The organism is Enterococcus sp. DIV0008, from assembly GCF_050542615.1.
GTDB classification, from domain to species: domain Bacteria; phylum Bacillota; class Bacilli; order Lactobacillales; family Enterococcaceae; genus Enterococcus_D; species Enterococcus_D innesii.
In genome coordinates this window covers 699833-726082 of record NZ_CP172937.1, presented here as the reverse complement: position 1 = coordinate 726082, position 26250 = coordinate 699833, and the positions used below count along the sequence as shown (strand labels likewise).

Below are 26250 nucleotides of genomic sequence, written 5' to 3'. Positions count from 1 at the left end.
GCACAAGCGCAGGGGGAAGCTGCAAGGATGGCGCGTTTTCCTTCTGACTTATTTCTGAAAAGGGCTGATTTTGTTTTACAGGTTGCTGGCAGCAGCCTCATCGATGATCACGATCACGTCATCATGCTTTTGTAAAACTGAAGCTGGTAATTCGTTGGTTACGGGTCCTTCGATCATTTTTTGGATTGCATCCGCTTTGACTTCGCCAAATGCCATCAAAATGATTTTTTTGCTTTGCATAATTGAACCGATTCCCATTGAAATTGCCGTCGTCGGGACGTCTTCGACTTTATCAAAGTAGCGTTTGTTGGCATTGATGGTCGATTCAGTCAAATCAACGACTGAGGTCGTTCCTTCAAAGGATGCACCAGGTTCGTTGAAGCCGATATGTCCGTTTTGACCGATACCCAAGATTTGGATATCAACTGGGTGATCCGCAATCACGCTATCGTAGCGTTGGCACTCTGCTTCTAAGTCTTCCGCTTTGCCGTTTGGTACGAAGGTTTCTTTGAATGGTTTTTTATTGAATAAATGAGCATTCATGAAGTAGCGATAGCTTTGTTCGTCTTCGCCACCTAGTCCTACGTATTCATCTAAGTTGACTGAAGTCATTTCTGAAAAATCAACTTCACTGGCAGTCATTTCTGCATAAAGGGTCTCTGGCGTGCTTCCTGTTGCTAAACCTAGCACCTTGGCGCCATTTGCCATACCTTCTTGTATCAATTCAAAAGCTTTCTTTCCGCCTTGAGCAGCATCTTTAACGCGAATAATTTCCATGATCAGCGCTCCGTTTCTATTTGGTATAGTCCAATAATACCACAGGTTGTGTTTGATTACAATAATTAGTCTAGACCAGATGACGATTTTTACTATTTTGATAGCCGAATCTGTCTTCTTCATCCTAAAAATCAGGTTCAATTTTGACTCAACAAGCGAAAAACTGTAAAAAGAACATACGTTCATGTATCCTAATTCTTAACAAGTACATTTTTATTAGGAGGTCCCATGGAAATTAGCCCTTTTGAAGTACAGATTTCAGAAAAAGCATTAAGTGACTTAAAAAAACGCCTGGCGCTAACAAGGTATCCCGATGAACCCGCCAATGCTGGCTGGAATTATGGTATTCCTTTAGATGATATGAAAACGATTATTTCTTATTGGCAAGACGAATTTGATTGGCGTAATGCAGAAAAGAGAATAAATGCTTTTGCCAATTTCACAACTACGATTGATGGAATGACGATTCATTTTATTCATGAACGTGGGCATGGTCCCAATCCAACACCATTGTTGATCCCCCATGGTTGGCCGAGTTCTATTTATGAGCTTTTGGATTTGATTCCCTTCCTAACTGATCCAGAATCCTTTGGTGGTTCACCAGAAGCTTCTTTTGATGTCATCATTCCTTCGATTCCTGGACATGGATTTTCTGACATCCCAAAAGAGGGACATTTTGAAGATCGCAAGGCTGGGCAGATTTTGTTAAAACTTATGAAGAGGTTGGGCTATGATCAATTCGGAATTCATGGTTATGATTTAGGAGCAAGTATCGCCGGTCTCCTATGTTTGGATCACCCAGACAATGTGATTGGCTACCATACCACCTCACCGGGAAACCCTAGTCCTCTTATAACAGATGAAACGCCTATGAGCACAGCAGAAACAGAATATTTGGCACTTTGTAAACGTTGGTATGCAAAAGAAGGTGGCTATGCTCATAGTTTAGGTACAAAACCACAAACGTATGCTTATGGACTCAATGATTCACCTGTAGGTTTAGCTGCCTTCATTATTGAAAAATGGCATTTATGGTCAATGCAGAATGAGGAAGACACCCACTATCACTTTGACTTGGACACACTCTTAACCAATGTGTCTATTTACTGGTTTACCGAAACGATCAATTCTTCAAATCGCTTCTACTATGAAGGCCAATATACACAGTGGCCTAACCAATTCGACCGTTCATTTGTACCTTTAGGTGTTTTACTAACTTCCCAAGCTCATGAACGTCCGCCAAAAGAGTACGTAGAAAGACTTTTCCCGAAGATCCTTCGCTGGGAAGAGCTTAACACTGGCGGGCATTTCGCAGCTGCTGAATGTCCAGCTTTGCTTGCGAGCCATATCCGCGCTTTCTTTTCTACAGTAACTGATACAACAAAGGAGTAAATAAAAAAAGCTGTGCCCTAAAAGTTGATGGGCGCAGCTTTTTTAGCGTCTGCGACGAGCTGTTCAAAACTAAATGCTCGCTTCAGTTATAGTATAGTAGTTTTTTCGATCAAGTTTTACTTGCTTACCAATTCGTATAAACATCAATACCGCTATGACCAACACCTGTGTCATAGACTTTATAGGCACCTAAGGATGATTGACCGGTCGAACCTTTCGGTTGATTGTCGCTGGCAACAACGATGTACCCATCGGCATCACGGATGGTTCCGTCTGATGCTACATAGCGACCAGGGATGTTCAATCCGCCTCCTGGCAAGACTTTTTGTGAGTAGTACGATTCTCTCACACCATTGAAGTAGTTGATACCGTCCACTGGATTCAAGACACCAGAACCAGCACCAGGAATGCTTGAACGGGTTTGACTCACGTTAGCAGTCGCTGTAGATTCACTTTTTTCTGTGCTTTCTTTCGTACTTGTTTCTTTGTTTTCTACTGATTGGCCATCGTTAGAAACCAACAATGTTTCGCCATCAAAAATCATATTTGGATTTTCGATCGAATCATTCAAAGCTAAAAGATCTTCGACCGTTGTTTGATAAGTAGCAGCGATCCCAGATAGGGTGTCTCCTGGTTCGACAACATGGGTTTGTTCTGCTGCTGAAACAACTGTTCCTCCAACGAATAAACCAAATCCTGCAACAACTGTAAATGCAAATTTTTTCAAATGAAAAAACCTCTCTTTTGATTATTTGTCCCGCTATCGGGCACAAGTAAGAGAATAACATTACAATATTGCAAGAAGGTTTCAGAAATATTTTTCATTATCACAATTGTTAAACAGAAAGTTACAAGCTTTTTGTTGATAATCAGTAAACTTACAATATTGTTATCCATTTCGATGAATGATTTTGGCTCCATCATGCTATAGTAAACCCAGTAATTGAAAGGATCGATGCACATGAAAAAACTACTTTTGACGCTTGGCGTTTTGATTTTAGCAGTAGGTGGCTACTTTGGCTATACGTACTATACAACAACTTATCAAGGGATAACGGCTTATGCCATCACGCCCAACAAAGTCCCAGAAAAGACCCAAACGTACAGCGATTCCGGTGAAAAAATCGATGGCTCCTTTACGTATAAGTACACGTTTGAGTTTGTTAAGAAAAACGGCGAGAAAGAACTCATGACCTATGATCTTTCTGGTGAAAATGTGAAGCCATTCGCGCCAAATACCTTAGTCAAAGCAGAGATCAGTAAAACCCGTGTCATCTCGGGTCCCAATGAAGTCCCTCAATCAGAAGTCCCAGCAAAAATACTGTCTGAGCTGGAAACCTTTGACGAATAAAGACTTCTTACAAGAAACTTTCTACTTTTTAAGGTTCATTTTACTTTGACCGGCTATGCTAACGTTATACCAAAACTATTTTTCTTCCTCTTACCAGTCCTAGCCCGACTGGTATTTTTTATTTTTTCTCAATGGTCAGGCAAGATTTACGCTTCTTATAGACAGAACCGCTCTAGCTTTGCAATGGTTTTTTTCTCAAATTTTGATCAAGCAGCTATTGACGATCGGAAATAAATAAAACCAGAATCAATAGGATAAACGCTGGTTTCATCATAAAAAAACCGCTAGATTGTTTATCTCTAGCGGCTTTTTTTTCGATTTTAATAGAGTTCCAAGTATTGTTCTCTTTCCCACTCGGAGACTGTTTGGCGGAAGGCTGCCCATTCTAATCGTTTTGCTTCGACAAAGTTGGCATAGATGTGTTTGCCTAAGGCATCGATCATCACTTGGTCTTTGCGCAATGCTTTGATGGCATTGTGAATCGTTGATGGCAGATCTTCGATTTGTGCTTCTGCACGTTCTGTTTCGTTCATGATGTAGATGTTGCGGTCGACAGCTGGTGGTGGTGTCAACTCACGTCTAACGCCATCAAGTCCTGCTTGTAATAAAACAGCCATTGCTAAGTATGGGTTAGCGGATGGGTCAACTGAACGCAATTCCAAACGTGTTGACAAGCCTCTTGATTCTGGTACCCGAATCAATGGTGAACGGTTGCGTCCTGACCATGCCACGTATACAGGCGCTTCGTAACCTGGCACTAAGCGTTTGTAAGAGTTGACGGTTGGGTTGCAGACAGCTGTGTAAGCACGGGCGTGTTCGATCAAACCGCCTAAGAAGTGATACGCTGTTTGGCTTAATTGCATTGGTCCTTCTTCATCAAAGAAGACATTTTCATCACCTTTGAACAAGGACATGTTGCAATGCATGCCTGAACCGTTTATGCCAAATAATGGTTTTGGCATAAAGGTCGCATGCAAGCCGTGTTTACGAGCAATAGTTTTCACGACAAGCTTGAAGGTTTGGATGTTGTCACATGCTTCCACTGCATCCGCATATTTAAAGTCGATCTCGTGTTGCCCTGGTGCCACCTCATGGTGAGACGCTTCAACTTCAAAGCCAAGGCTTTCTAATTCTAATACGATATCGCGACGGCAGTTTTCCCCTAGATCGGTTGGGGCAAAATCGAAGTAGCCGCCTTTGTCGTTTAATTCAGTTGTGATTTCGCCTGCTTCATCTAATTTGAATAGGAAAAATTCGGGTTCTGGTCCAAGATTGAAAGAAGTAAAACCAAGGGATTGCATGTCAGCTAATGCCCGTTTTAAGTTGCCGCGAGGGTCGCCTGCAAATGGGGTGCCATCTGGATTGTAGATATCACAGATCAAACGAGCCACTTTGCCATGTTCACTTTCCCAAGGGAAGATCATCCAGGTGGACAAATCAGGATACAGATACATGTCACTTTCTTCAATACGGACAAATCCTTCAATAGAAGAACCGTCAAACATCATTTTGTTTTCCAGTACTTTATCTAATTGACTTACAGGTACTTCAACGTTCTTGTTCGTTCCTAAAATATCAGTAAACATCAAGCGTAAAAAGCGCACGTTCTCATCCTTTACGATTTGTTTGATGTCTTCGGCAGTTCTTTCAAATTTTGGCATAGTATCCCTTCCTTTTTCCCAATTCTTTTTTATATCACAGCAATGATCTACTAATGCTCTACATTCGTGGACCTTTTTGCTGGTATGGCTGTTGTTGATTCAATCCACCTTGAGCCAAGAGTTCATCATAAAAAATTCGACGTACATCTTCATCGGTCAGCGGCGGTTTGTTCTTCGCTTCTTTTTCTTTGGCAACTTTCATTTCATAAACTCGTTTGATTCCCGCCATGTTCAGTCCATCGGAAAGATAGTCTTTGATCTCTAGCAAGGTATCAATATCATTCAGCGAATACATTCGTCGATTGCCATCGCTGCGTTCCGGGTGGATCAATTCTTGTTCTTCGTAATAACGAATTTGACGGGCGGTGAGATCGGTCAATTTCATGACTGTTCCGATAGGAAAGACTGACATTGAGCGCCGCAATTCTTTTTCCCGCATAACTTGGCTCCCCTCCGTTTCAATGATGCTGCGTAACTTTATGGAAACTATACCAATTCTTTTTTTGCGTGTCAACCCCTCATGTTAGAAAAAGTGACATGAATGCAAATTTTTTTGATTTTTCCACTGAGTCCTTGATTTGATCGCATGTTCAAGCAGTCCTTTTTCTGGAAGAAATGGTGCCTTAGCCAAAAATGTTCGGGTTTTGCACTTGAAGAAAGTCAAACCACTTACGCTCCCATAATTTTGTCACCACAAAAAAACGGTGCATCAGCTGCACCGTTTCTGTTTATTGCTGTTCTTGCGCCATTCTGCGTAGTGGATAGGTATCCTCCAGCGCAAATCCTTTGATATGATAGGTCTGTGTTGCTTCATCGAAGGCATTACTCAACACTAGCGACTCCCGTTTTAAACGATTCAGCGCATTGCCTTCATCGGCTTGCAGCACCAGATGATAAGGCTGCATGATCTGCATCAATTCCATTTTGATTGCTTGAGTCAAGCGCTCTTTGCCTTTGGTACTCTTTGCCGAGATCAAGACATTGGGAAATAACGTTGGGACAAACTGATCGGCGTCGATGCGATCCGCCTTATTGTAGACCGTCAACATCGGTAATTGGGTCAAAGAAAGTTCCTCCATTAATTTTAAGACCGTCTCCTCTTGCTGGACCCGTTCTTCGGAACTGGCATCGACGACATGCAGCAAGAAGTCCATGTTTTGACTTTCCTCCAGTGTGGAATGAAACGCATCGATCAATTGAGTCGGCAATTCTTGGATAAAACCAACCGTATCGGTAATGGTGACTTCGAATCCTTCTGGCATCCGCCAGCGTTTCGTCAAAGGGTCAAGTGTCGCAAACAACTGGTCTTGTTCATACGTATCCGCACTGGTCAAAATGTTTAAAATAGTTGATTTTCCAGCATTGGTATAACCAATCAAGCCCATTTGAAAGACTTGGCTGTCTTTGCGCTTTTGGCGTGTTCGGTCTCGATGGGCTGCCACTTCCTTCAATTCCCGTTTGATGATGGTGATGCGGTTGCGGATGTGTCGACGATCGGTCTCCAGCTTGGTTTCCCCTGGTCCTCTCGTTCCGATTCCGCCCCCTAGCCGAGACATGTTCTTTCCTTGCCCTATCAAGCGTGGAAGCAAATAATCCAGCTGCGCCAATTCTACTTGCAGCTTTCCTTCTTTGGAACGGGCACGCATCGCAAATATATCGAGGATCAGCTGGACGCGATCAATCACTGGCACTTCTAGCGCATCACCAATCAACTGGCTTTGCCTTGGTGTCAGTTCATGATTGAAGATCACTAGATCTGCTTCATGTGCTTCTGCCAACTGCTGCAATTCCGCAACTTTCCCCTTGCCAATCACGGTTTGTCGATCGACTTGCTGCCGTTTTTGCACCAGTGAAAAAACAACTTCGCCATTGGCGGTTTTTGTTAAGCTTTTCAATTCTTTCATTGACGAATCAAAATGAAGATAGTTTTTCTCCGTTTCTACTCCGACAAGAATCACACGTTCTTGGCTCATCTTTTCTCCTCCAACCATTGGTCGATTTCTGTTTCAAGGATACGTTGTTCTTCAGGTTGCCTCACTAAATCAATCCATCGGGGCTGTGCTCGGTTATTGAACCACGTCAGCTGCCGCTTGGCGTAGCGGCGTGAGTTTTGCTTGATTTGCTCAATGGTTTCATCCAATGTGGCCTGCCCGTAAAAATAGGGCAAAAATTCCTTGTAGCCGATCCCTTTGGCGGCTTGCGTTTCTGGATACTGCAAAACAGCTTTTGCTTCTTCGATCAAGCCTTGATCCATCATCAAGTCCACCCGCTGATTGATTCGCTGGTATAACAATGCTCGCTCAGTGGTTAACCCGATCATGAAGAAATCGTACAAAGCTTGTGGTGTCTCTTTTGGTGCAGCGATACTTTCGCCAGTCGTTTCAAAAACCTCCAACGCACGAATCACTTTCCGCTCATTGTTGTAGTGGATCTTCGCTGCTGCCAAGGGATCGACCGCCTGCAGCTTTTGCCATAAAGCTTCTTTGCCGATGGCTGCTGCTTCTTGTTCGTAACGCTGATGAATCGTAGGGTCGCCTTCTTCTGCCCCTAAACGAAAGTCATACAAAAGCGCTTGGATGTATAACCCTGTTCCCCCTACAACGATCGGCAGCTTTCCTTGCTGCTGGATCGTCTCGATGGCTTCACGCCCCATTTGCTGGAAATCAGCGGCAGAGTATGCTTCCGTCATTGCACGAATATCGATCAAATGATGGGGAACCCCTGCCATTTCTTCCTTCGTCACTTTGGCGGTACCGATATCTAACTGACGGTAAATTTGCATGGAATCCCCGCTGATGATCTCCCCATGGTATTTTTGGGCTAACTGGATACTCAAGGCGGTTTTGCCGACTGCGGTCGGTCCCACGATTACTAAGACTTTTTTCATCCTTTTGTTTCCTCACGGACCTGTTGCACAATTGCCCGAGCTTTTTCTGGAAAATCGGTGATGATCCCCGTCAACCCCAGAGCCAAGCAGGTGCGAATCGCCGCTTCTTCGTTGACAGTCCACGGACGGATCGCGATCGGAAAATCAGTTAAGATCGTTGCTGTCTCTTGGACCCAGCGATAGGCAGGATGAATTCCTTCGATATACGGTCGGCTGAGCGCCAACGGTGGTTTGTCTTCCCCGCGTCCCATAATAAAATCAAGGGTCGCATCCGGTTCGATCGCATGGATCCGATCCAAGGTCTCGATATTGAAGGAACAATACCAATGAGTAAAGGGCCATTCTTGACTATTCATTAAGTCGGATACTTTGGCTTCGATTCCTTCATACTCATAATGATCGGTTTTTAATTCGATCGTCAAAATGCCACGATAATTCTTCGCTGCAAGTAAATCCAACACTTCTTTTAGCGTGGGGACTTTGGCGGCTTGGAATTCCTCAGAAAACCAGCTGCCAGCATTGAGGTCTTTTAGTTCAGCAACCGTCAGGTCACAGATCCGACCTTTGCCGTTGGTCGTTCGATCAACCGTTTCATCATGCATGACGATCAAGCCGCCATCTTTTGATAGATGTACATCTAACTCAATGATATCAGCTTTGACCCGCACCGCTTCCGCAAATGCTGGTAGCGTGTTTTCAGGTCGGTTGCCGCTACTCCCGCGGTGGGCAACGATTTGTACCATCATTCTTTCACTCCATTCTCACTCTTTATTTTACCATGGAATCTCCTAGAACCAAAAAGCCTCTGTTTGTTTCGATCCTCTTAATGAATAATAACGCTTTGTTTCGGTCAAAGAAAAACACCCTTACTATGATCGCAGTAAGAGTGTGTGTGATCAGTTAAAAAAGCGCAACCGTCGATACTCTGGTTTGGTTGCCTTAACCAAGGAAAACGGCTGACCAGTAGAATCAAATCGTTTTTGAAAAATAGGTCAACGGTTCGCTCGTCATGTTTTTCATTTGGGTTTTACGCTCATTGACCATTTCGACTAATTGATCAAGGAAATTTTCCATAATGATCCGACCGCCTTTATAGGTATACCCACCGATTTTAACAGTTTCCTCTGGGGATAAAATCACCCGACGTGTTCCGATTTTTTTGAAAAATTCTTCCAAGAAAAAATTCGGTAGATAAAAACTGTTTTGCGCCGCAAAAGATTGTAGATAGGCAAAATCATCGATGGTGATATAACAGTCGTCAAAGGCATCAAAGCTGACATACTCATCCATCAGCATGACCCGTTTTTGTAGAATCTCACTGATTTTTTGATTCAATAAAACCAACGTTTCGATTTCTTTGACTTTATGCTCCAACAAACGGCGTTGTTTTTCTTTTTGCTCCTCATACCGAATGCGTAAATTAAAAATGATGGTTACTAACAATGCGCCCACTAAGACGCCGATCAAACCTGCTATTGCTACTGCCATTCTTCGATCCTTCCTCATTCCTTTTTTCATATTGTATCATATTTGAAAGTTTCGCAAAAAAGATAACGAACTTTTTATTTGACCTTTCTTGACCTAATCGGTATACTATCTCTTAGATATTGCGAAAACTTTATGCTAAACTATATCTATAACGATTTTTAGGAGGACTATCACTATGAATTTAATTCCTACAGTCATTGAACAATCATCTCGCGGTGAAAGAGCGTATGACATCTATTCTCGTCTATTAAAAGACCGGATCATTATGTTGAGTGGTCAAGTAACCGATGACTTAGCAAACTCAATCATTGCTCAGCTTTTATTCTTAGACGCGCAAGATTCTGAAAAAGACATCTATTTGTACATCAACTCGCCGGGCGGAAGCGTTACTGCTGGTCTAGCGATCTTTGATACCATGAACTTTATCAAAGCCGATGTCCAAACCATCGTTATGGGGATGGCTGCTTCTATGGGTTCATTCTTATTGACAGCTGGTGAAAAAGGCAAACGTTTTGCGTTACCAAATGCCGAAATCATGATTCACCAACCATTAGGTGGCGCACAAGGTCAAGCAACTGAGATTGAAATTGCTGCCCGCCACATTTTGGCAACCCGCGAACGTCTGAACAAAATCTTGTCAGAACGTACTGGTCAACCAATCGAAGTGATTGAACGCGACACCGATCGCGACAACTTCATGACCGCACAAGAAGCCAAAGATTACGGCTTGATCGACGAGATCATGGAATCAAACAAATTGAAATAAGCTTGCATAAAAAAAGGTGTACGAAGCAATTCGTACACCTTTTTGCGTCTTTTGGTTCGGCGTCAGACTTCACCATATTCCCCCTGTTGGTAAGCATACCCATTTTCCACGTAATGCGTGATGTTTGCCTGATTTTTGGCGATTTCTTCTTCTGTCAACGGGCGGATCACTCGTGCAGGACGACCAAACGCCAACACATTGGGCGGAATGACGGTTCCTTCCGTTACTAACGAACCAGCACCTAACAAACTATTTTCACCGATCACTGCATGATTCAAAACAATCGAGCTCATGCCGATCAGCGCCCCTTTTTTGATGGTGCAGCCATGAAGCATACACTGATGCCCAACAGTCACATCGTCTTCCACGATCGTCGGGGCATCGTGATCAACGTGGATGATCGTTCCATCTTGAATATTGGTACGCGCGCCGATTTCGATGCGATTGGCATCGCCTCGAATCACTGCTTGAAACCAGACCGTACTCTCTTTTCCTAGAGTCACGTTTCCTACGATCGTCGCATTTTTTGCCACAAAACAAGGTGTTCCTTGCAACGAGGCGGGCGAAACTGTTTTGTGGGTTTCATTCCCTGATTGTTCTTTGTCCATCAACTTCTCCTTCCAATCCATAAACGGATCTGCGCTTTCTTTTTTCACTATAGCACCACCCTTGCGACAATGCAAAAAGAGCGCCAGTCAGACTGGACGCTCTTTTCGGCTTACTCGGCTTCTTCTGAAAATTGACTTTGATACAGTTGGCTATAAAAGCCGCCAGCTGCCAACAAGGTTTCGTGATTGCCTTTTTCAATGATCGATCCTTGATCCATTACTAAGATCAGATCTGCTTCACGAATCGTTGACAAACGATGGGCGATCACAAAGCTGGTACGACCTTCCATCACTTTATCCATTGCTTTTTGAATCAGCGCTTCTAAGCGGGTGTCCACCGAACTGGTGGCTTCATCGAGAATCAAAATCTTTGGATCAGAGATGACTGCCCGGGCGATGGTCAACAATTGTTTTTGTCCCAAAGAGACATTATCGCCTTCAGAATTGATGATCATCTCGTAGCCATCCGGCATCGTACGAATGAAGTGATCGACATTGGCGGTTTTCGCTGCATCAACGACTTCATAATCGGTGGCATCTAATTTCCCAAAGCGAATGTTGTCGCCAATCGTGCCTTCATACAACCATGCATCTTGTAAAACCATCCCAAACAATGAGCGGACATCATGACGTTCCATCTTCTTCGTGTCGATACCGTCAATCTTGATGGCCCCTTCATTGACATCATAAAAACGCATCAACAAATTTATCAAGGTGGTTTTCCCAGCACCTGTTGGTCCCACGATCGCCACGGTTTGTCCAGCTTTGACTTCAAAGTTCAAGTCTTTGATCAACGGTTTTTTCGGATCATAGGCAAAGCCGACATGTTCAAAGGTCACGTCGCCTCTGATTTGTTCTGGCAATTGGATATCGGTTTGATTGACTGGCTCTTCTTCCTCATCTAAGATTTCAAAGACCCGTTTTGCTGCTGCTGAGGCACTTTGCAAGACAGAAGACAACTGGGTTATATTCCCCATTGGCTGACTGACTTGCCAGATGTATTGAATGAACGCTTGCAGCTGACCAACAACGATCACACCGCTGATTACGTAAAAACTACCCATGACTGCCATTGCGATATAGGTAAAGTACGCGGTCATTTGCACCAGTGGCATCATCAATCCTGACACAAAGGCAGAACGAAAGCCGTAATAGCGCAACTGGTGGTTAACGTTTTTAAACCCTTCAAGTGTTTGCTTTTCCCGTCCATACACTTTCAAGACACTGAATCCAGTCATGTTTTCTTGTACGTAGCCGTTCAGATCCCCTAACGCATTTTGCATGCCTTGGAAGTCTTTTTGTGACTTTTTGACGATCGTGCGAGAAATCAATAAGGAGGCTGGGATCATGATCAATGAAACCAATGCCATGTAGGTATTGATGTAAAACATCATGGAAACCGCCATAACGATTCCTAAGAAGGCATTGACGATCCCGATCAAGGCTTGCTGCATTGCACCGCTGACGGCATCCACGTCATTGGTCACCCGTGACAGGATATTCCCTTGTTGGTTGCGGTCGAAGTAAGAAACGGGCAAACGATTGATTTTTTCTTCAATGTCTTGCCGCAAATCTCGCATCGCCGATTGGACAACGTTGGTGATCAGCAGCCCTGACATCAATTGTGAGAAACAGTAACCGACACCAACGACTGCGATCCAGATCAAGCAAAGGATCACGTAATCAAAATTAACGCCTTCGCCAGCGGCGATGTTGCGGCTGATCTCTGTCGTCGGTAATCCAGAAACATACGGCATTGCCGCATTGAAGCCGACGGTGGCAACAGTAAACAGCAAGACTAGGATAAATTGTACTTTGTACGGTTTGATGTAAGCACCTAACCGTTTTAAAGAAGAGATTGCTTTCATTGTGCCAACTCCTCCTCTGATAATTGTGACGCCGCAATGTCGTAGTATACTGGACAAGTTTGCAGCAGTTCTTTGTGGGTGCCGATGCCAACCACATCGCCTTCATTCAGGACGACGATCTTATCGGCATTCATGATCGTTCCTACTCGTTGAGCAACGATCAAAACGGTCGATTCTGTGGTTTCTTTTTTCAAGCGTGCCCGCAATTTTGCATCCGTTTGGTAATCCAATGCAGAAAAACTATCATCAAAAATATAGATCTCTGGTTGGCGGATCACCGCACGGGCAATCGCTAGGCGTTGTTTTTGTCCGCCAGAGAAGTTGGTTCCGCCTTCTGCCAAGTGAGCATCAAAGCCATCTGGTGTGCGAGAAATGAAATCTGCCGCTTGCGCAATCTCGGCCGCTCGTTCCAGCTCTGCTTGCGTGGCATCTTCTTTCCCATAGCGCAGATTTTCTGCGATCGTCCCTGTAAACAGCAACGCTTTTTGAGGGATAAACCCGATCTTATTACGCAACGTCGTTAAGCTGTAATCCCGAACGTCAACGCCATCCACCAAGACTTGGCCTTCACTGACGTCGTAAAAACGTGGGATCAATTGGATCAAGGTCGATTTCCCGCTCCCGGTACTACCGATAAATGCCACGGTTTCCCCTGGTGAAGCGGTAAAGCTAACATTACGGATCACTGGACTTTGGGCATGTCCTGGATAAGCAAAGGTAACATTTTTAAATTCCAAGAAGCCTTTCGTCTTAGTTTCTGTCACTGGCTGTTCTGGCTCTTTGATTTCAGAAGTCGCATCTAACGCTTCTTGGATTCGGCGAGCAGAAACCGCCGCTCGTGGATACATCGTAAAGACGGTCGCAAACAGCATGAAAGAAAACAGCGCATGGAAGATGTATTCGATAAATGCAATCAAGTCACCGACTTGCAGCTGCCCTTGATCGATTTGAATACTTCCCGTCCAAATAATCAAAATCATCACGATATTGAATAAGAAGAAAAAGCCTGGTTGTGCCGTTGCCATCAAGCGAAACAAGCTGCGAGAACTAGAAGCATAGGCTTGGTTGACTTTGCCAAAGCGTTTTTCTTCAAATTTTTCATTGACGAAGGCACGGATCACTCGTAACCCAGAGAGATTTTCCCGCAAGATGCCATTGATTTTATCTAGATTGGCTTGTTGTTTGGTGGATAAGGGTTCCGAGATTTTAGCAATGGCGATGACGGCCATTAGCAATATCGGCAATGCCCCCAAGACATACAACCCTAGTTGTGTACTTGTTCGCATGACCATGTACAAGCTGACCACAAACATCATGGGTGTCATCAAACCTGTCCGTAAGATACTTTGCATAAACAGCATGATTTGATACGCATCATTGGTCACACGGGTGATCAATGATGAAACCCCGATTTTTTCATATTCAGTATGTGAATAGCCTTGGACTTTTTCAAAAAGGTCGTCACGAATATCCGCCACAATGTTAGTGGTGATACGTGACGTGAAATAGCCCAACAAAATGTTCATCGTGATCCCCACAATGGTGATCGCGATCATCGCCGCACCCATTTTCCATATGTAGTCGCGATCACCAGCGGCGATCCCTTTGTCGATCATTCTTGCCAATAACGTCGGCAAACCTAATTCAATCAAAATAAAACCAAAAACACAGATGAAATTAAAAACCAGCAGTTTTTTGTTTCTCATCGTATAGTGCCACATTAATTTCAAAAAATCCCCTCCTTTTTTACTTCATTACTTCTACTATAGCATAGGAATATTCTTATTGTAATGCACTATCAGCGAAAAAAAGTAAACTTCAGCGATAGTCCTTTCATTTTCTTTCAGTAAGCCTTTTCAAAATGACGTGTTTCTATACTTATTCGTTTTTCTGTGATAAACTAGTGATACTTGTAGTGGAACGACTTACAAACTCGGTGAATTTTTTATGACGACATTTGGAAAGCAAAGACGAGGCTTTCTCTTTTTTCTCACAACGATTGTCTGAAAAAAGCATGCAGCGGCTCTCGAAGCCTTCTTTTCAGGTCACTTTATTCGGACCTCGATTTTGTGATGCAGCGAATTCATCAACCAAATAGACTACTGCGAAAAGCAGATAAAGGAGAAAAGATATGATTTACAAAATTTATTACCAAGAAACAAAAGACCGCAACCCAAAGAGAGAACAAACCCACTCTTTGTACATTGAAGCAGACGATGCAGTGATCGCACGCCGTCTGGTTGAACAAAATACCCCATACAACATCGAGTTCGTTCAAGAACTAGATGAAAAACATTTAGCTTACGAAAAAGAAAACGCTGATTTCAAATTAGCGGAGTTTTAAGATGAAAGTTTCGCTGAAAAATAATGAGACTGGCGTATTCGGCGTCGGTGGACTTGGCGAAATCGGAAAAAACTGTTATGGGGTTCAATTCCAAGATGAGATCATCTTAATTGACGCGGGAATCAAATTCCCCGAAGATGAACTGCTTGGGATCGACTATGTCATTTCCGATTATAGCTACATCGTTCAAAATTTACCGAAAGTCAAAGGCTTGATCGTCACTCATGGTCACGAAGACCATATTGGCGGAATCCCTTACTTGTTGCGGGAAGCCAATATCCCGATCTATGCTGGACCATTGGCACTTGCTTTGATCACCAACAAATTAGATGAGCATGGCTTATTGCGAGACGCAGAATTACACGAAATCAATGAAGATACGGTGATTCGTTTCCGTAAAACGTCCATCAGCTTCTTCCGAACGACCCACAGTATCCCTGATGCTTTAGGTGTCGTTGTCAAAACGCCTTCTGGTAATATCGTCGCAACTGGCGATTTCAAGTTTGACTTTACGCCTGTGGGCGAACCAGCAAACTTGCACAAAATGGCAAAAATTGGTGAAGAAGGCGTCCTTTGCCTCCTTTCCGATAGTACCAATGCAGAAATTCCGACCTTTACCAAATCAGAAAAAACGATCGGCAGCTCGATCCAAAAGATTTTTGAAAAAATCGATGGTCGGATCATTTTTGCCAGCTTTGCCTCCAACATTTTCCGTCTCCAACAAGCTGCAGATGCGGCGGTTGCGACTGGACGTAAAATCGCCGTTTTTGGACGCAGTATGGAAAATGCAATCGTCAACGGACAGCGCCTTGGCTATATCAAGGTGCCAGATGGAACCTTTGTGGAATCTCATGAGATCAACCGTTTGCCTGCAAACGAAACCATGATCCTTTGTACGGGTTCTCAAGGAGAGCCAATGGCTGCTTTGAGTCGGATTGCCAACGGGACTCACCGTCAAATCCAAATTCACCCAGATGATACCGTGATTTTCTCAAGCTCACCGATCCCAGGAAATACCACGAGTGTCAATCAGCTGATCAACTTGTTGTTGGAAGCTGGCGCAAACGTGATCCATGGCAAATTGAACAACATCCATACTTCTGGTCACGGTGGCCAAGAAGAACAAAAACTGATGTTGCGTCTAATGAAGCCAAAATTCTTTATGCCTGTCCATGGGGAATTTCGGATGCTGAACATCCACACCCAGTTGGCACAAGATGTCGGTGTACCAAAAGAAAATTGTTTCATTATGGAAAATGGTGACATGTTGGCCTTAACAGCGGATACCGCTCGCTTGGCTGGTCATTTCAATGCCAATGATGTTTATGTTGACGGCAGCGGTATCGGTGATATCGGAAATGTCGTCTTACGAGATCGTCGCATTCTTTCAGAAGAAGGCCTCGTCTTAGCTGTCGCGACAGTCGATGTGGCGAAGAAAGAAGTCCTTGCTGGACCAGATATCCTTTCGCGTGGGTTTGTTTATATGCGGGAATCTGGCGAGATGATCAACGAAGCACAGCAGATCCTCTTCCGTGCATTGCGGGAAGTCTTGAACCAACCAGACCCAACAGAACACAAATTAAGAGAAGCGATGTCTTCGGCGTTACAGCCATTCCTATTTGAAAAAACCGAACGTCATCCAATGATCCTTTCAATGATCATGACGCCGGATGATTTATAGTCTTACATGCAAGGGGAGTTCTCAGGTTACTGAGAACTCCCCTTTTTCCTTTCCGTTGCCAAAAGCAAAAAAAAGACCATCAATTGATGGTCTTTTGGGTTTTTGATTTCAAAGTGTTCTTACTGGCAGTTTGTTTGAAAGCTTACGCTTTGTTTACGTTAACTGCTTGAGGTCCACGATCAGAATCTTCCACGTCGAAAGTAACTGCTTGACCTTCTTCTAAAGTTTTGAATCCTTCACCTTGGATCGCTGAAAAATGTACAAATACGTCTGTACCGTCTTCGCGAGAGATAAAACCAAACCCTTTTTCAGCATTGAACCATTTTACTGTACCTTGTTCCATTATAAAAAAACCTCCTCGTGCATAAGCACTTAATTATGTGTAACATTGCCTTTGTGCGATAGAGGCCTAACGTGCGTTTCAACATCTATTCAGCAAACAAAATTACAATAATATTTTACACTTGCCCGTATTTTTTTGCAAGACAGACGATTAGACAATTCACCTTTATTTTTAATAATGTTCGCAAATTAGCCGTTGTGTCAGCAATTTTCTTGTTGCCAGAGGCCTTCTTCTCGCAAACTAACATAGGCATTGTCGCCAATAATCAAATGATCTAGTAGTTCGATCCCCATCAAGTCCCCACATTTGATCAAGCGGCGTGTAAACAGTAGATCTGCCTCCGAGGCTTGAGGACTTCCACTTGGGTGGTTGTGAACGACGATCACACGTGCGGCGCTATAACGTACCGCCCAATGAAAAATCTCCCGTGGGTGAGCGATCGACTGATTCAACGATCCGATGAAGATCGTCTTTTTTTGAATGATCTCATTTTTGGTATTCAAATAAATTCCTAGCAAGTGCTCCTGACGAAAGTCTTTTAATTCTTGGATCAGCTGATGAGCGATCGCCATACTGGAGTTGATCTTGCCGTACTTCGGTTGAACAGACCGCTGGATCCGCACGCCTAATTCAACCATCGCTTTGATCTCAATGGCTTTGATTTGTCCGACGCCGCGAATTTCTTGTAATTCATCGATTGTCGCTTCTTTTAATTCATACAATTCTTCAAAACGATTCAAGACACTAGCCGCCAATTCCAGGACATTTAGGGGCCGTGAGCCAGTTCGCAACAAAATGGCCAACAGTTCTTGGTTCGAAAGGGCATCAACCCCATATTGCACTAAGCGCTCTCGTGGAAACGAGCTTTGGGGAATTACTGTTTCATTGATCATAAAAAAACTCCTTTGCGTCGGTCTAATAAGAAATACGCAAAGGAGGAACTATTTGATTCCGATGCTTTTAAAAAATCGCCATTAGAAAGAAAAAGCCGTTTCTAGAAAATCAGGGACATCCTCTAGTGATGGTAAGACTTTCAAAACTTTTTCTTCAATGATGGTCGTCGGCGCGATCAAATCGGGAATCATAATGACTGAGATCCCTGCCCCATGAGCAGCATGGATACCATTGGCCGAATCTTCGAGGATCACCAATTCTTCTTTTGGTACCGCCAATAATGCGCGGGCTTTTTCAAAAATCTCAGGATCTGGTTTTGCCCGTGTGACATCATCAAAGCAGACGATCTCAGGAAATTCCGCCGTTAAGCCTGCTGCTTCCAGCAAGGTATCGATCACTTTGCGCTGGTTGCTAGACGCCAACACTCGGGGAATCTTTTTCTCATCAAGATAATGCAATAACTCGTGGATCCCTGGCTTCAATTCAGCCTCGCCCCGTTGGAACATTTCCAGCGTTTGCTGAAAAGCCGCTTGAATAAATTCTTCAATCATCTGATGACCAAAGGCCTCATCGAACCGTTCATGATAGGCGGCCCAAACTTCTTCATCCGAGACCCCCACATAAGCTAGATACAACTCTTTTGTATAGGGAATACCCATTTGATCCGCCACGATTTGAGTTGCTTGGTAGTAGAGCAGCTCCGTATCAAAAATCAAGCCGTCCATATCGAAAATCACACCACGTAACTTAGCCATTTTTTCCTCCTATTGCCAACAACAATTCACGAACTTCTGAAACAAAATACAAGGATCCTGTCACCAGTAGCAAATCTTCATTGGTCATTTTTTCTAATAACTCTGCCAAACCAAACTGCCATAAAGAAACCGTCGAGATTCGGTTGTTATCGAGTTCCTGATAGCCGTCTGCCAAATGCAATGCTTTGGGAAAATCAAAGGTCGTTAAATAAATCTCGGCTTGGGGAATCGCCAGCAATTGCTGAAGCATCTCATTGACGTTTTTAGTTTCTAAGGCTGAGAACAGCACATGGATGCGATAGTCGCTAAACTCTTCTTTCATTGTATCTACTAAACGAGCCATGGCGTGTACGTTATGGGCACCATCGATAATCACCAGCGGTTCACTGCTGATTCGTTCCATTCGGGCGGGCCAATAGGCTTTTCGCAAGCCATTGCGAATCTCTTTGGCTGAAAACGGCAGTTGTCGCAGGTCGCAATACAGGCTGTACAATTGGATCGCAACACCGGCATTTTCTGGTTGATGGCGGCCTAACATCGGCGTTTTCAAGCCTTTGATTTTGCCATGCTCATTTTCAAAATCAAACAATTCGCCCCATTCTTCATCGGGATGACGATAGGTCACACGGTACTCTTGCCCTGCATGATAAGCGGGTGCCTGTGCTTCTGCAGCTTTCAAATCGATCACCGAAAGCGCACTTTCAACGATATTGCCAGTAACAAGGGGTGTTTGTGGCTTAATGATCCCTGCCTTATGGGCAGCGATTGCTTCAATAGTATCCCCTAAGACATCCATGTGATCCATGCCGATCGTCGTGATCGCGGTCAAAATAGGAGAAATAACGTTGGTACTATCTAAGAGTCCCCCTAAGCCAACTTCAATAATCGCAACATCGACCTTTTTTTCTTCAAAATAGCCTAATGCCATAGCGGTAATGATCTCGAACTGAGTGATGCCAGTCAAGGTTTCATCACGATCGATTTCAGCAACCAGCGGCTGGATTTTTTCCACCCAAGCGACCAAGTCCTCATCTGATATAAATTGTCCGTTGATTTCGATTCGTTCATTGAACGCTTCAATGTGTGGGGAAGTAAAGGTCCCCACTTGCTGCCCAGCTTCTTCTAAAAGACTGCGCAAATAACTGACGGTCGATCCCTTGCCATTCGTTCCGGCGATATGGATCATGGTCACCTTTTTTTCAGGATTCCCCATCCGTTTTAATAATGCTTCGACACGCATCAATCCGGGTCTTTGCCCAAATGTCAAACGCGAATGGATCCACGCTGTTGCTTCTTCGCTTGTCATCTCGCTCACCTCGCTCCTATTTTAACAAAAAATGAACGGCTTTCCCATTTTCTTTCCTTTAAACGAGAAAGTTATTCGCCCTGTTTCTATTGATTAAGCAAAAACAAGCATCTTCGAGAGATGCTTGTTTGCGCGTGATGTGCTCATCCTATTGGATTGTGCGTAATTGTTCGATCCGTTCTTGAACGGCTTTTTGTTTTTCAAGATAATCGGCTTCTTTGCTGCGTTCTTGTGCCACGACTTCCTCAGGCGCATTGGCAACGAAGCGTTCGTTCGCCAGTTTGCCTTGTACCCGTTGAACTTCTTGAGTGAACTTCGCTAGTTCTTTCTCCAAACGCGCGATTTCTTCTTCAATGTTGATCAACCCAGCTAGTGGCAAGTAGATCGTCGCACCTGACAGGATGGCTGACATCGCCAATTCAGGAGCTTGCAAGCTGTTAGAGATTTCTAGTTCTTCTGGATTACAGAAGCGTTCGATATAGTTTTTGTTAGCAATCAAGAATTCTTCGATCTCAGGCTCATTTGCTTGGATCAGCAAAGTAATTGGTTTCGAAAGTGGTGTATTTACTTCTGCTCGGATATTTCGAACCGAACGAATCAATTCTTTCAACACTTCCATCCCTTGCGCCGCTTTTTCATCGGTCCATTCTGGTGCCACTTGTGGATACTCAGCAACAACTAATGATTCCCCTGTATGCGGCAGTTTGCTCCAGATTTCTTCTGTAACAAATGGCATGATTGGGTGCAATAAGCGTAAAATTTGATCAAGAACATGGACTAAGATGCTCTTATTGACTTGTTTCGCTGCTTCATTGTCACCGTATAAGGTTTCTTTCGACATTTCAATGTACCAGTCACAGAAGTCATCCCAGATAAAGTTGTATAATTGACGACCCGCTTCCCCAAATTCGAAGCGTTCAAAAAGATCAGTGACTTTTTCAATCGTTTCATTCAAGCGCGTCAAGATCCAACGATCCGCCACTGATTTTTCACCAGAAAAATCAATGTCTTCGGCAGTCATTTCGCTGACATTCATCAAGACGAAACGGGAAGCATTCCAAATTTTATTGATGAAGTTCCAAGCGGCATCCATTTTTTCATAGCTGAAACGCACGTCTTGTCCCGGTGCAGAGCCATTTGATAAGAACCAACGCAATGCATCGGCACCGTATTGTTCAATGACTTCCATCGGATCGATCCCATTTCCAAGCGACTTACTCATTTTGCGACCTTGTTCATCACGGATCAATCCGTGGATCAGGACATTTTCAAATGGTCGTTTGCCAGTAAATTCCAAGCTTTGGAAGATCATACGGCTTACCCAGAAGAAAATGATGTCGTACCCGGTCACTAATGTATTCGTTGGGAAGTAGCGTTGGAAATCTTCATTGTTTTCATCTGGCCACCCCATTGTTGAAAACGGCCATAAAGCAGAACTAAACCAGGTATCCAATACGTCTGGATCTTGCTGCCAATTTTCGGCATCTGCTGGCGCTTCAAGTCCTACATACATTTCTCCCGTTTCTTTGTGGTACCAAGCTGGGATTTGATGGCCCCACCACAACTGACGAGAGATCACCCAGTCATGGACATTTTCCATCCAACGTAAGAATGTTTGGTTGAAACGTGGCGGATAAAAGTCCACCGCTTCGTCGGTATCTTGGTTGTCGATGGCTTGTTTTGCTAATGGTTCCATTTTTACGAACCATTGTGTTGATAAACGAGGTTCGACTACTACGCCTGTCCGTTCTGAGTGACCTACGCTATGGACCATTTTTTCGATCTTGATCAGACGACCTAACGCCTCTAAGTCTTTCACGATTTGCTTGCGAGCAGCAAAACGATCCATTCCTGCATAGGTACCTGCTAAGTCATTCATTGTTCCATCATCGTTCATAACATTGACCCTTGGTAGGTCATGGCGGTTACCGACCTCAAAGTCATTCGGGTCATGGGCAGGAGTGATTTTTACGACCCCTGTTCCAAATTCTTGGTCCACGTACTCGTCAGCAATGATTGGGATCTCTTTATTGACCAAAGGCAAAATCACTTTTTTACCGATCAATGCTTGATAGCGTTCATCTTCTGGATGAACCGCGACTGCTGTATCCCCCAACATTGTTTCTGGACGAGTCGTTGCGATCTCCACCACACCGCTGCCATCTGCTAATTCGTAAGACATGTGGTAAAAAGCACCTTCGATGTCTTTGTGGATCACTTCAATATCAGATAATGCCGTGCGGGCTTGCGGGTCCCAGTTAATGATGTACTCGCCACGATAGATCAAGCCTTTTTCATAGAGCGTCACGAAAACTTTACGAACCGCTTCGGATAATCCATCATCTAACGTAAATCGTTCACGGCTATAGTCTAGAGATAAGCCTAGTTTCGCCCATTGTTCCCGAATGTGACCGGCATATTCTTCTTTCCAATCCCATACTTGTTCAACAAATTTTTCCCGACCAAGGTCATAGCGAGAAATTCCTTGTTCCCGTAGCTTTTCTTCTACTTTGGCTTGGGTAGCGATCCCAGCATGGTCCATTCCTGGTAACCATAAGGTGTCATACCCTTGCATCCGTTTTTGACGAATGATGATGTCTTGTAACGTGGTATCCCAGGCATGACCTAAGTGCAATTTTCCTGTTACGTTTGGTGGTGGAATCACGATAGAATAAGGTTTTGCTTCTTTGTTGCCGCTTGGTTTAAAACGGTCATGTTCTAACCAATCTTGGTAACGCCCCGCTTCTACTTCTTGGGGATTGTACTTGGTGGATAGATTCTCAGTTTCTGTCATAGTTGGTCCTCCTAAAGTTACGTTTTTTAAGCGTAATGGTTGGTGTAGTTTTTTTGGTGCCAGTTGCCAAGTAAAGCGTGACAATGTTTGAATCGTTCAGGATGAGTGCGGTGGTAATTATTAGCAGTTTATTGTTGGTAAAAAAATTGCTTACAGAGGTCATGGCTCACTTCGTGAACCATTTTTGGTGACTCCTTGTACTGTTCATCATCTATTCTGTCTTGCTCCGCAAGCCAGTCGTTGTGATTCCTAGTACGGTTACTACGCTCCCTTTGGTCGCCTAGTACTGTTCATCATCTGCTCTGTCTCACTTTGTGGCCAGTCATAGTGATTCCTAGTACGGTTACTACGCTCCCTATGGTCGCCTAGTACTGTTCATCATCTGCTCTGTCCCACTTGTGGGCCACTCGCAGTGATTCACAGCAAAAAGCGCCCTAATGCCGAGGCATTAGGGCGCTGATACGCGGTACCACCTAAATTGCAGATTGCTCTGCCACTTTGACGTGAGGTAACGTTCACGACGCGCTTGATCTTACTGTGCGGCTTTGTCTGCAAGAAACAAACCGTGGTTCGGATCAAAGACCTTCAAGCTACCTTTTCAGTGTCTGGGGAAGTCTTGCACCGACCGACTTCTCTCTGACCGCCAGGGTCACTGATACTCCTCTTGAACATTGTCTTGCTATCATAGATTCTTGTTTCATCTTGCTACATTCTACAATGAACTTTTTTGAAAGTCAATCAGAGGTTTGCTTTCGCCGCATCAATGGCTGCTTGATAATCCGGTTCGTGGGAAATCTCAGGCACGATCTCAACGTGTTGAATCACGCCTTCACGGTCCAAAACGAAAATTGCTCGGGCAAAATGACCGAAGTCTGGGATCATGATTTGATAGGCCTCACCGAAGGTATTCGCCGGATCATGAAGCATGATCATGTCGACGCCTTCTTGGCCGCACCATTGTGCTTGATCTTCTTTTGTATTGTTAGAGATCGTTACAAAATTTATATCATCCAATTGACTTGCCTCTTGGTTGAAACGCTTGGTCTGCAACGCACAAACGCGTGTCACGATATCGGGAACAACGCTGATGATCGTTGGTTTTCCTAAAAAATCAGTCAGTGTGTATTCCTTGTCCTCTAAACTTTTCAAGCGAAAATCAGCTGCTTTATCCCCTACTTTTGGTTGGTTGCCGGGCATCTCATAAACCGTTTCTTTGCGTGTAACTTGCATAACATCTCTCCTATAGCATTTTCTCCCAGTATAAGAAAGATTGTCAAAAAACGAAAAGGATTTGCTCAGACTTTCGATTTTTGCGAGTAGGTCGTATCAAAAAAGATCAAGGTTTGCAATTCTGTCGTCAAATCAATGTATTGGATATTGACATCTTTTGGCACGATGACGGGATCAGGGGCAAAATTCAGGATTGCTGTGATCCCAGCATCCACGATCGCATCGATCGCCATTTGTGAATAGCGGCTAGGAACAGTCGAAATCGCTACGGTGATCCCTTTTTCCGCTACGACTTCCGCCAATTGGTCCATTCCATAGACATAACGTCCACTAATGGTCTGGCCAATCATTTCTGGATCATTGTCAAAAACCGCGATGACGGAAAGATTTTCATTTCTGCGAAAATTGTTGTTAGCTAACGCTTTTCCTAAATTTCCATAACCAATCAAGGCGATTTTTTTCTCCTCATTGGTTTCTAAAATATAGCTCAAAACCTCAATCAAATAAGGAACATCATAGCCATAGCCACTTCTACCCAATTCTCCTAGATGAGAAAAATCCCGGCGGATCGTGGCTGAAGGAACTTGCGTGATTTCTGCAAACTCTTTTGATTTGATTCGCTGAATACCTGAGGCATCCAGTAATTTTAAGTGTCGTAAATAAGCTGGCAAACGTTTTGCCGTTGCTTTCGGAAGTTTTTTATCTCTTAATGCTTCCATCCTGTCCACCCTCCTTGTTAAATGATTCACATATTGAGTGTAGCATGTTCCATTTTCAATAGCAAGAAAATATTCACAAACTCTCTCTCACGATGAAAAACGACCACAAATGTTCCATAACAGTTGTGGTCGTAGTTTAAAAAAGAGAGATTATTATAAGAATTCAGCGAATTCAGTTGCTGCTTTTTCTTGATTTGCCGTGATTACTTCCAGTTTCAACCCAGCCATCGCCCGTTCCATCATCCCTTCGATATCGAGACGCTCTTCATATTGATGTACTTTATCCAGTCTTGGGCGCGTCTTTGGTTGAGGAGGCGCAAAGATTGTGCAGCAATCCTCAAAGGGCTGAACCGACAATTCAAAGGTATCAATGGCTTCGGCAACTTCAATGATCTCCAATTTGTCCATCGTTGCCACTGGGCGCACGATCGGCGTATTGGTTACTTCATTGATGGCGACCATGCTATGCAAAGTTTGTGAAGCGACTTGTCCTAATGATTCACCATTTAAGATGATCAAACCGTGACGAGCCTCACGAATCGCATCTGTCAAACGCAGCATCATCCGACGAGTGATGGTCATCCAATAACCTTGCGGTACGCGGTTTTTGATTTCTTCTTGGATTTCCGTAAACGGAACTTCGATAAATTGAATGCTTCCTACATAAGGCGCAAGCTTCTTCGTTAAATCTTTGGCTTTTTGTAATGCTTGTTCACTCGTATAAGGAGGACTTGCGAAATGGACCGCTTCGATCTCAACGCCGCGTTTCATAGCAAAGTAGCCTGCAACGGGCGAATCGATACCGCCAGAAAGCATCAACATTCCCTTACCGCTGGTGCCAACGGGTAAGCCGGCTGCTCCTTGGATCGTTTCATAGGACAAATAAGCGCCATCGATCCGTATTTCTACCCGCAAATTGATATCTGGTTTTTTCATTTGGACCTTGATATCAGGAAAACGGTCGATCACCGCATTACCTAAGGTCAAATTCAACTGGTTGCTATCTTGCACAAACGAGTGATCACTGCGTTTGGCTGTGATTTTAAAGGTCTCAACGCCCGTATAGATCTCTGCCATGACGTCTTGAACGGCTTTCTTTAATACCTCAATGTCTTTTTCAACCCGAATACTAGGGGAAAAGTTTTGAATACCAAAGACTTTTTGCAGCTTAGGAATGATCTCTTGGCTGTTTTCACCGTTCAATAGCAAGTGCATGCGATCTCGCTCGGCATGAACTTTGACATGGGGATAATCTGCTAAGGTACGTTTGACGTTTGAAGCTAATTGCATAATAAAACTACGACGATTTTTGCCCTTTGTTGACAGTTCGCCGTAACGAACCATGATTTCTGAATAATTCACGAGAAAACTCCTTTGATTTGGATT

General features: G+C 43.9%; 24 protein-coding genes and 1 other annotated feature. Of the genes, 5 read left to right on the top strand and 19 right to left on the bottom strand.

Annotated elements, in window-relative coordinates:
• Positions 1 to 75: 75 nt before the first annotated feature.
• Positions 76 to 777, bottom strand: coding sequence for a glucosamine-6-phosphate deaminase (gene nagB, locus IGI84_RS03380; RefSeq protein ID WP_005225171.1), 702 nt, complete (start codon positions 775 to 777; stop codon positions 76 to 78).
• A 228-nt stretch (positions 778 to 1005) separates the two neighbouring features.
• Between nagB and IGI84_RS03375 the strand changes: the two genes are divergently transcribed.
• Complete coding sequence (locus IGI84_RS03375) at positions 1006 to 2169, top strand: epoxide hydrolase family protein (protein WP_081119088.1); 1164 nt, start codon at positions 1006 to 1008, stop codon at positions 2167 to 2169.
• A gap of 124 nt (positions 2170 to 2293) precedes the next feature.
• Here IGI84_RS03375 and IGI84_RS03370 read toward each other — a convergent pair whose 3' ends face one another.
• Positions 2294 to 2896, bottom strand: coding sequence for a LysM peptidoglycan-binding domain-containing protein (locus tag IGI84_RS03370; protein WP_220426764.1), 603 nt, complete (start codon positions 2894 to 2896; stop codon positions 2294 to 2296).
• A 234-nt stretch (positions 2897 to 3130) separates the two neighbouring features.
• Here IGI84_RS03370 and IGI84_RS03365 point away from each other — a divergent pair, with 234 nt between their 5' ends.
• On the top strand, positions 3131 to 3520 hold the full coding sequence (locus IGI84_RS03365; RefSeq protein ID WP_005237494.1) for a DUF1093 domain-containing protein: 390 nt from the start codon (positions 3131 to 3133) through the stop codon (positions 3518 to 3520).
• A 320-nt stretch (positions 3521 to 3840) separates the two neighbouring features.
• Here IGI84_RS03365 and glnA read toward each other — a convergent pair whose 3' ends face one another.
• From glnA to IGI84_RS03335, 6 genes are all read right to left on the bottom strand, one after another.
• On the bottom strand, positions 3841 to 5181 hold the full coding sequence (gene glnA, locus IGI84_RS03360) for a type I glutamate--ammonia ligase (RefSeq protein WP_005225167.1): 1341 nt from the start codon (positions 5179 to 5181) through the stop codon (positions 3841 to 3843).
• Between the two features lie 58 nt (positions 5182 to 5239).
• A complete protein-coding gene (locus IGI84_RS03355; RefSeq protein ID WP_005225166.1) occupies positions 5240 to 5620 on the bottom strand; it encodes a MerR family transcriptional regulator in 381 nt (126 codons plus the stop codon).
• Positions 5621 to 5909: 289 nt separating this feature from the next.
• Positions 5910 to 7154: a GTPase HflX gene (gene hflX / locus IGI84_RS03350; protein WP_081119091.1), complete on the bottom strand. Its 1245-nt coding sequence runs from the start codon at positions 7152 to 7154 to the stop codon at positions 5910 to 5912.
• Positions 7151 to 8068 (bottom strand): tRNA (adenosine(37)-N6)-dimethylallyltransferase MiaA, encoded by a 918-nt coding sequence (miaA, locus tag IGI84_RS03345; protein WP_430600761.1) that lies wholly within the window; start codon positions 8066 to 8068, stop codon positions 7151 to 7153. Before miaA ends, hflX begins: the two co-directional genes overlap by 4 nt.
• Positions 8065 to 8814, bottom strand: coding sequence for a glycerophosphodiester phosphodiesterase (locus tag IGI84_RS03340; RefSeq protein WP_081119094.1), 750 nt, complete (start codon positions 8812 to 8814; stop codon positions 8065 to 8067). Before IGI84_RS03340 ends, miaA begins: the two co-directional genes overlap by 4 nt.
• 223 nt (positions 8815 to 9037) lie before the next feature.
• Positions 9038 to 9556, bottom strand: a complete 519-nt coding sequence (locus IGI84_RS03335) for a hypothetical protein (protein ID WP_005231097.1) — start codon at positions 9554 to 9556, stop codon at positions 9038 to 9040.
• Positions 9557 to 9731: 175 nt separating this feature from the next.
• Between IGI84_RS03335 and clpP the strand changes: the two genes are divergently transcribed.
• Positions 9732 to 10322 carry an ATP-dependent Clp endopeptidase proteolytic subunit ClpP gene (gene clpP / locus IGI84_RS03330; protein WP_005225161.1) on the top strand — a complete coding sequence of 197 codons (591 nt, stop codon included), beginning with the start codon at positions 9732 to 9734 and terminating at the stop codon, positions 10320 to 10322.
• A 62-nt stretch (positions 10323 to 10384) separates the two neighbouring features.
• Here clpP and IGI84_RS03325 read toward each other — a convergent pair whose 3' ends face one another.
• The 3 genes from IGI84_RS03325 to IGI84_RS03315 all read right to left on the bottom strand — a co-directional run bounded on the left by IGI84_RS03325 (position 10385) and on the right by IGI84_RS03315 (position 14528).
• Positions 10385 to 10978, bottom strand: coding sequence for a gamma carbonic anhydrase family protein (locus IGI84_RS03325; RefSeq protein ID WP_005231095.1), 594 nt, complete (start codon positions 10976 to 10978; stop codon positions 10385 to 10387).
• A gap of 62 nt (positions 10979 to 11040) precedes the next feature.
• Positions 11041 to 12798 (bottom strand): ABC transporter ATP-binding protein, encoded by a 1758-nt coding sequence (locus tag IGI84_RS03320; protein ID WP_005225159.1) that lies wholly within the window; start codon positions 12796 to 12798, stop codon positions 11041 to 11043.
• Positions 12795 to 14528 carry an ABC transporter ATP-binding protein gene (locus IGI84_RS03315; RefSeq protein ID WP_010747462.1) on the bottom strand — a complete coding sequence of 578 codons (1734 nt, stop codon included), beginning with the start codon at positions 14526 to 14528 and terminating at the stop codon, positions 12795 to 12797. Before IGI84_RS03315 ends, IGI84_RS03320 begins: the two co-directional genes overlap by 4 nt.
• A 401-nt stretch (positions 14529 to 14929) precedes the next feature.
• Between IGI84_RS03315 and IGI84_RS03310 the strand changes: the two genes are divergently transcribed.
• Together IGI84_RS03310 and rnjA are read left to right on the top strand one after the other, a co-directional pair.
• Entirely contained in the window at positions 14930 to 15142 is a 213-nt protein-coding gene (locus IGI84_RS03310) for a DNA-directed RNA polymerase subunit epsilon (protein WP_005225157.1), read from the top strand.
• Position 15143: 1 nt separating this feature from the next.
• The gene (gene rnjA, locus IGI84_RS03305) at positions 15144 to 16823 is read left to right on the top strand and encodes a ribonuclease J1 (RefSeq protein ID WP_005225156.1); all 1680 of its coding nucleotides are present in this window, start codon (positions 15144 to 15146) and stop codon (positions 16821 to 16823) included.
• 142 nt (positions 16824 to 16965) lie between these two features.
• Here rnjA and IGI84_RS03300 read toward each other — a convergent pair whose 3' ends face one another.
• From IGI84_RS03300 to thiI, 8 genes are all read right to left on the bottom strand, one after another.
• Positions 16966 to 17166 carry a cold-shock protein gene (locus tag IGI84_RS03300; RefSeq protein WP_005225155.1) on the bottom strand — a complete coding sequence of 67 codons (201 nt, stop codon included), beginning with the start codon at positions 17164 to 17166 and terminating at the stop codon, positions 16966 to 16968.
• 200 nt (positions 17167 to 17366) lie between these two features.
• Positions 17367 to 18059 (bottom strand): RadC family protein, encoded by a 693-nt coding sequence (radC, locus tag IGI84_RS03295; RefSeq protein ID WP_081119097.1) that lies wholly within the window; start codon positions 18057 to 18059, stop codon positions 17367 to 17369.
• A gap of 81 nt (positions 18060 to 18140) precedes the next feature.
• Positions 18141 to 18815 (bottom strand): HAD family hydrolase, encoded by a 675-nt coding sequence (locus IGI84_RS03290; RefSeq protein WP_081119098.1) that lies wholly within the window; start codon positions 18813 to 18815, stop codon positions 18141 to 18143.
• Entirely contained in the window at positions 18808 to 20121 is a 1314-nt protein-coding gene (locus IGI84_RS03285; protein ID WP_081119100.1) for a bifunctional folylpolyglutamate synthase/dihydrofolate synthase, read from the bottom strand. The genes IGI84_RS03290 and IGI84_RS03285 overlap by 8 nt, the downstream gene beginning before the upstream one ends.
• 148 nt (positions 20122 to 20269) lie before the next feature.
• Positions 20270 to 22915, bottom strand: coding sequence for a valine--tRNA ligase (locus tag IGI84_RS03280; RefSeq protein ID WP_077454036.1), 2646 nt, complete (start codon positions 22913 to 22915; stop codon positions 20270 to 20272).
• A 446-nt stretch (positions 22916 to 23361) separates the two neighbouring features.
• Positions 23362 to 23596 (bottom strand) — a binding site (T-box leader).
• 57 nt (positions 23597 to 23653) lie between these two features.
• A complete protein-coding gene (gene tpx / locus IGI84_RS03275; protein ID WP_081119102.1) occupies positions 23654 to 24145 on the bottom strand; it encodes a thiol peroxidase in 492 nt (163 codons plus the stop codon).
• 65 nt (positions 24146 to 24210) lie between these two features.
• Positions 24211 to 24864, bottom strand: coding sequence for a redox-sensing transcriptional repressor Rex (locus IGI84_RS03270; protein ID WP_005237525.1), 654 nt, complete (start codon positions 24862 to 24864; stop codon positions 24211 to 24213).
• Between the two features lie 153 nt (positions 24865 to 25017).
• Entirely contained in the window at positions 25018 to 26226 is a 1209-nt protein-coding gene (gene thiI, locus IGI84_RS03265; RefSeq protein WP_042890128.1) for a tRNA uracil 4-sulfurtransferase ThiI, read from the bottom strand.
• Positions 26227 to 26250: the final 24 nt, after the last annotated feature.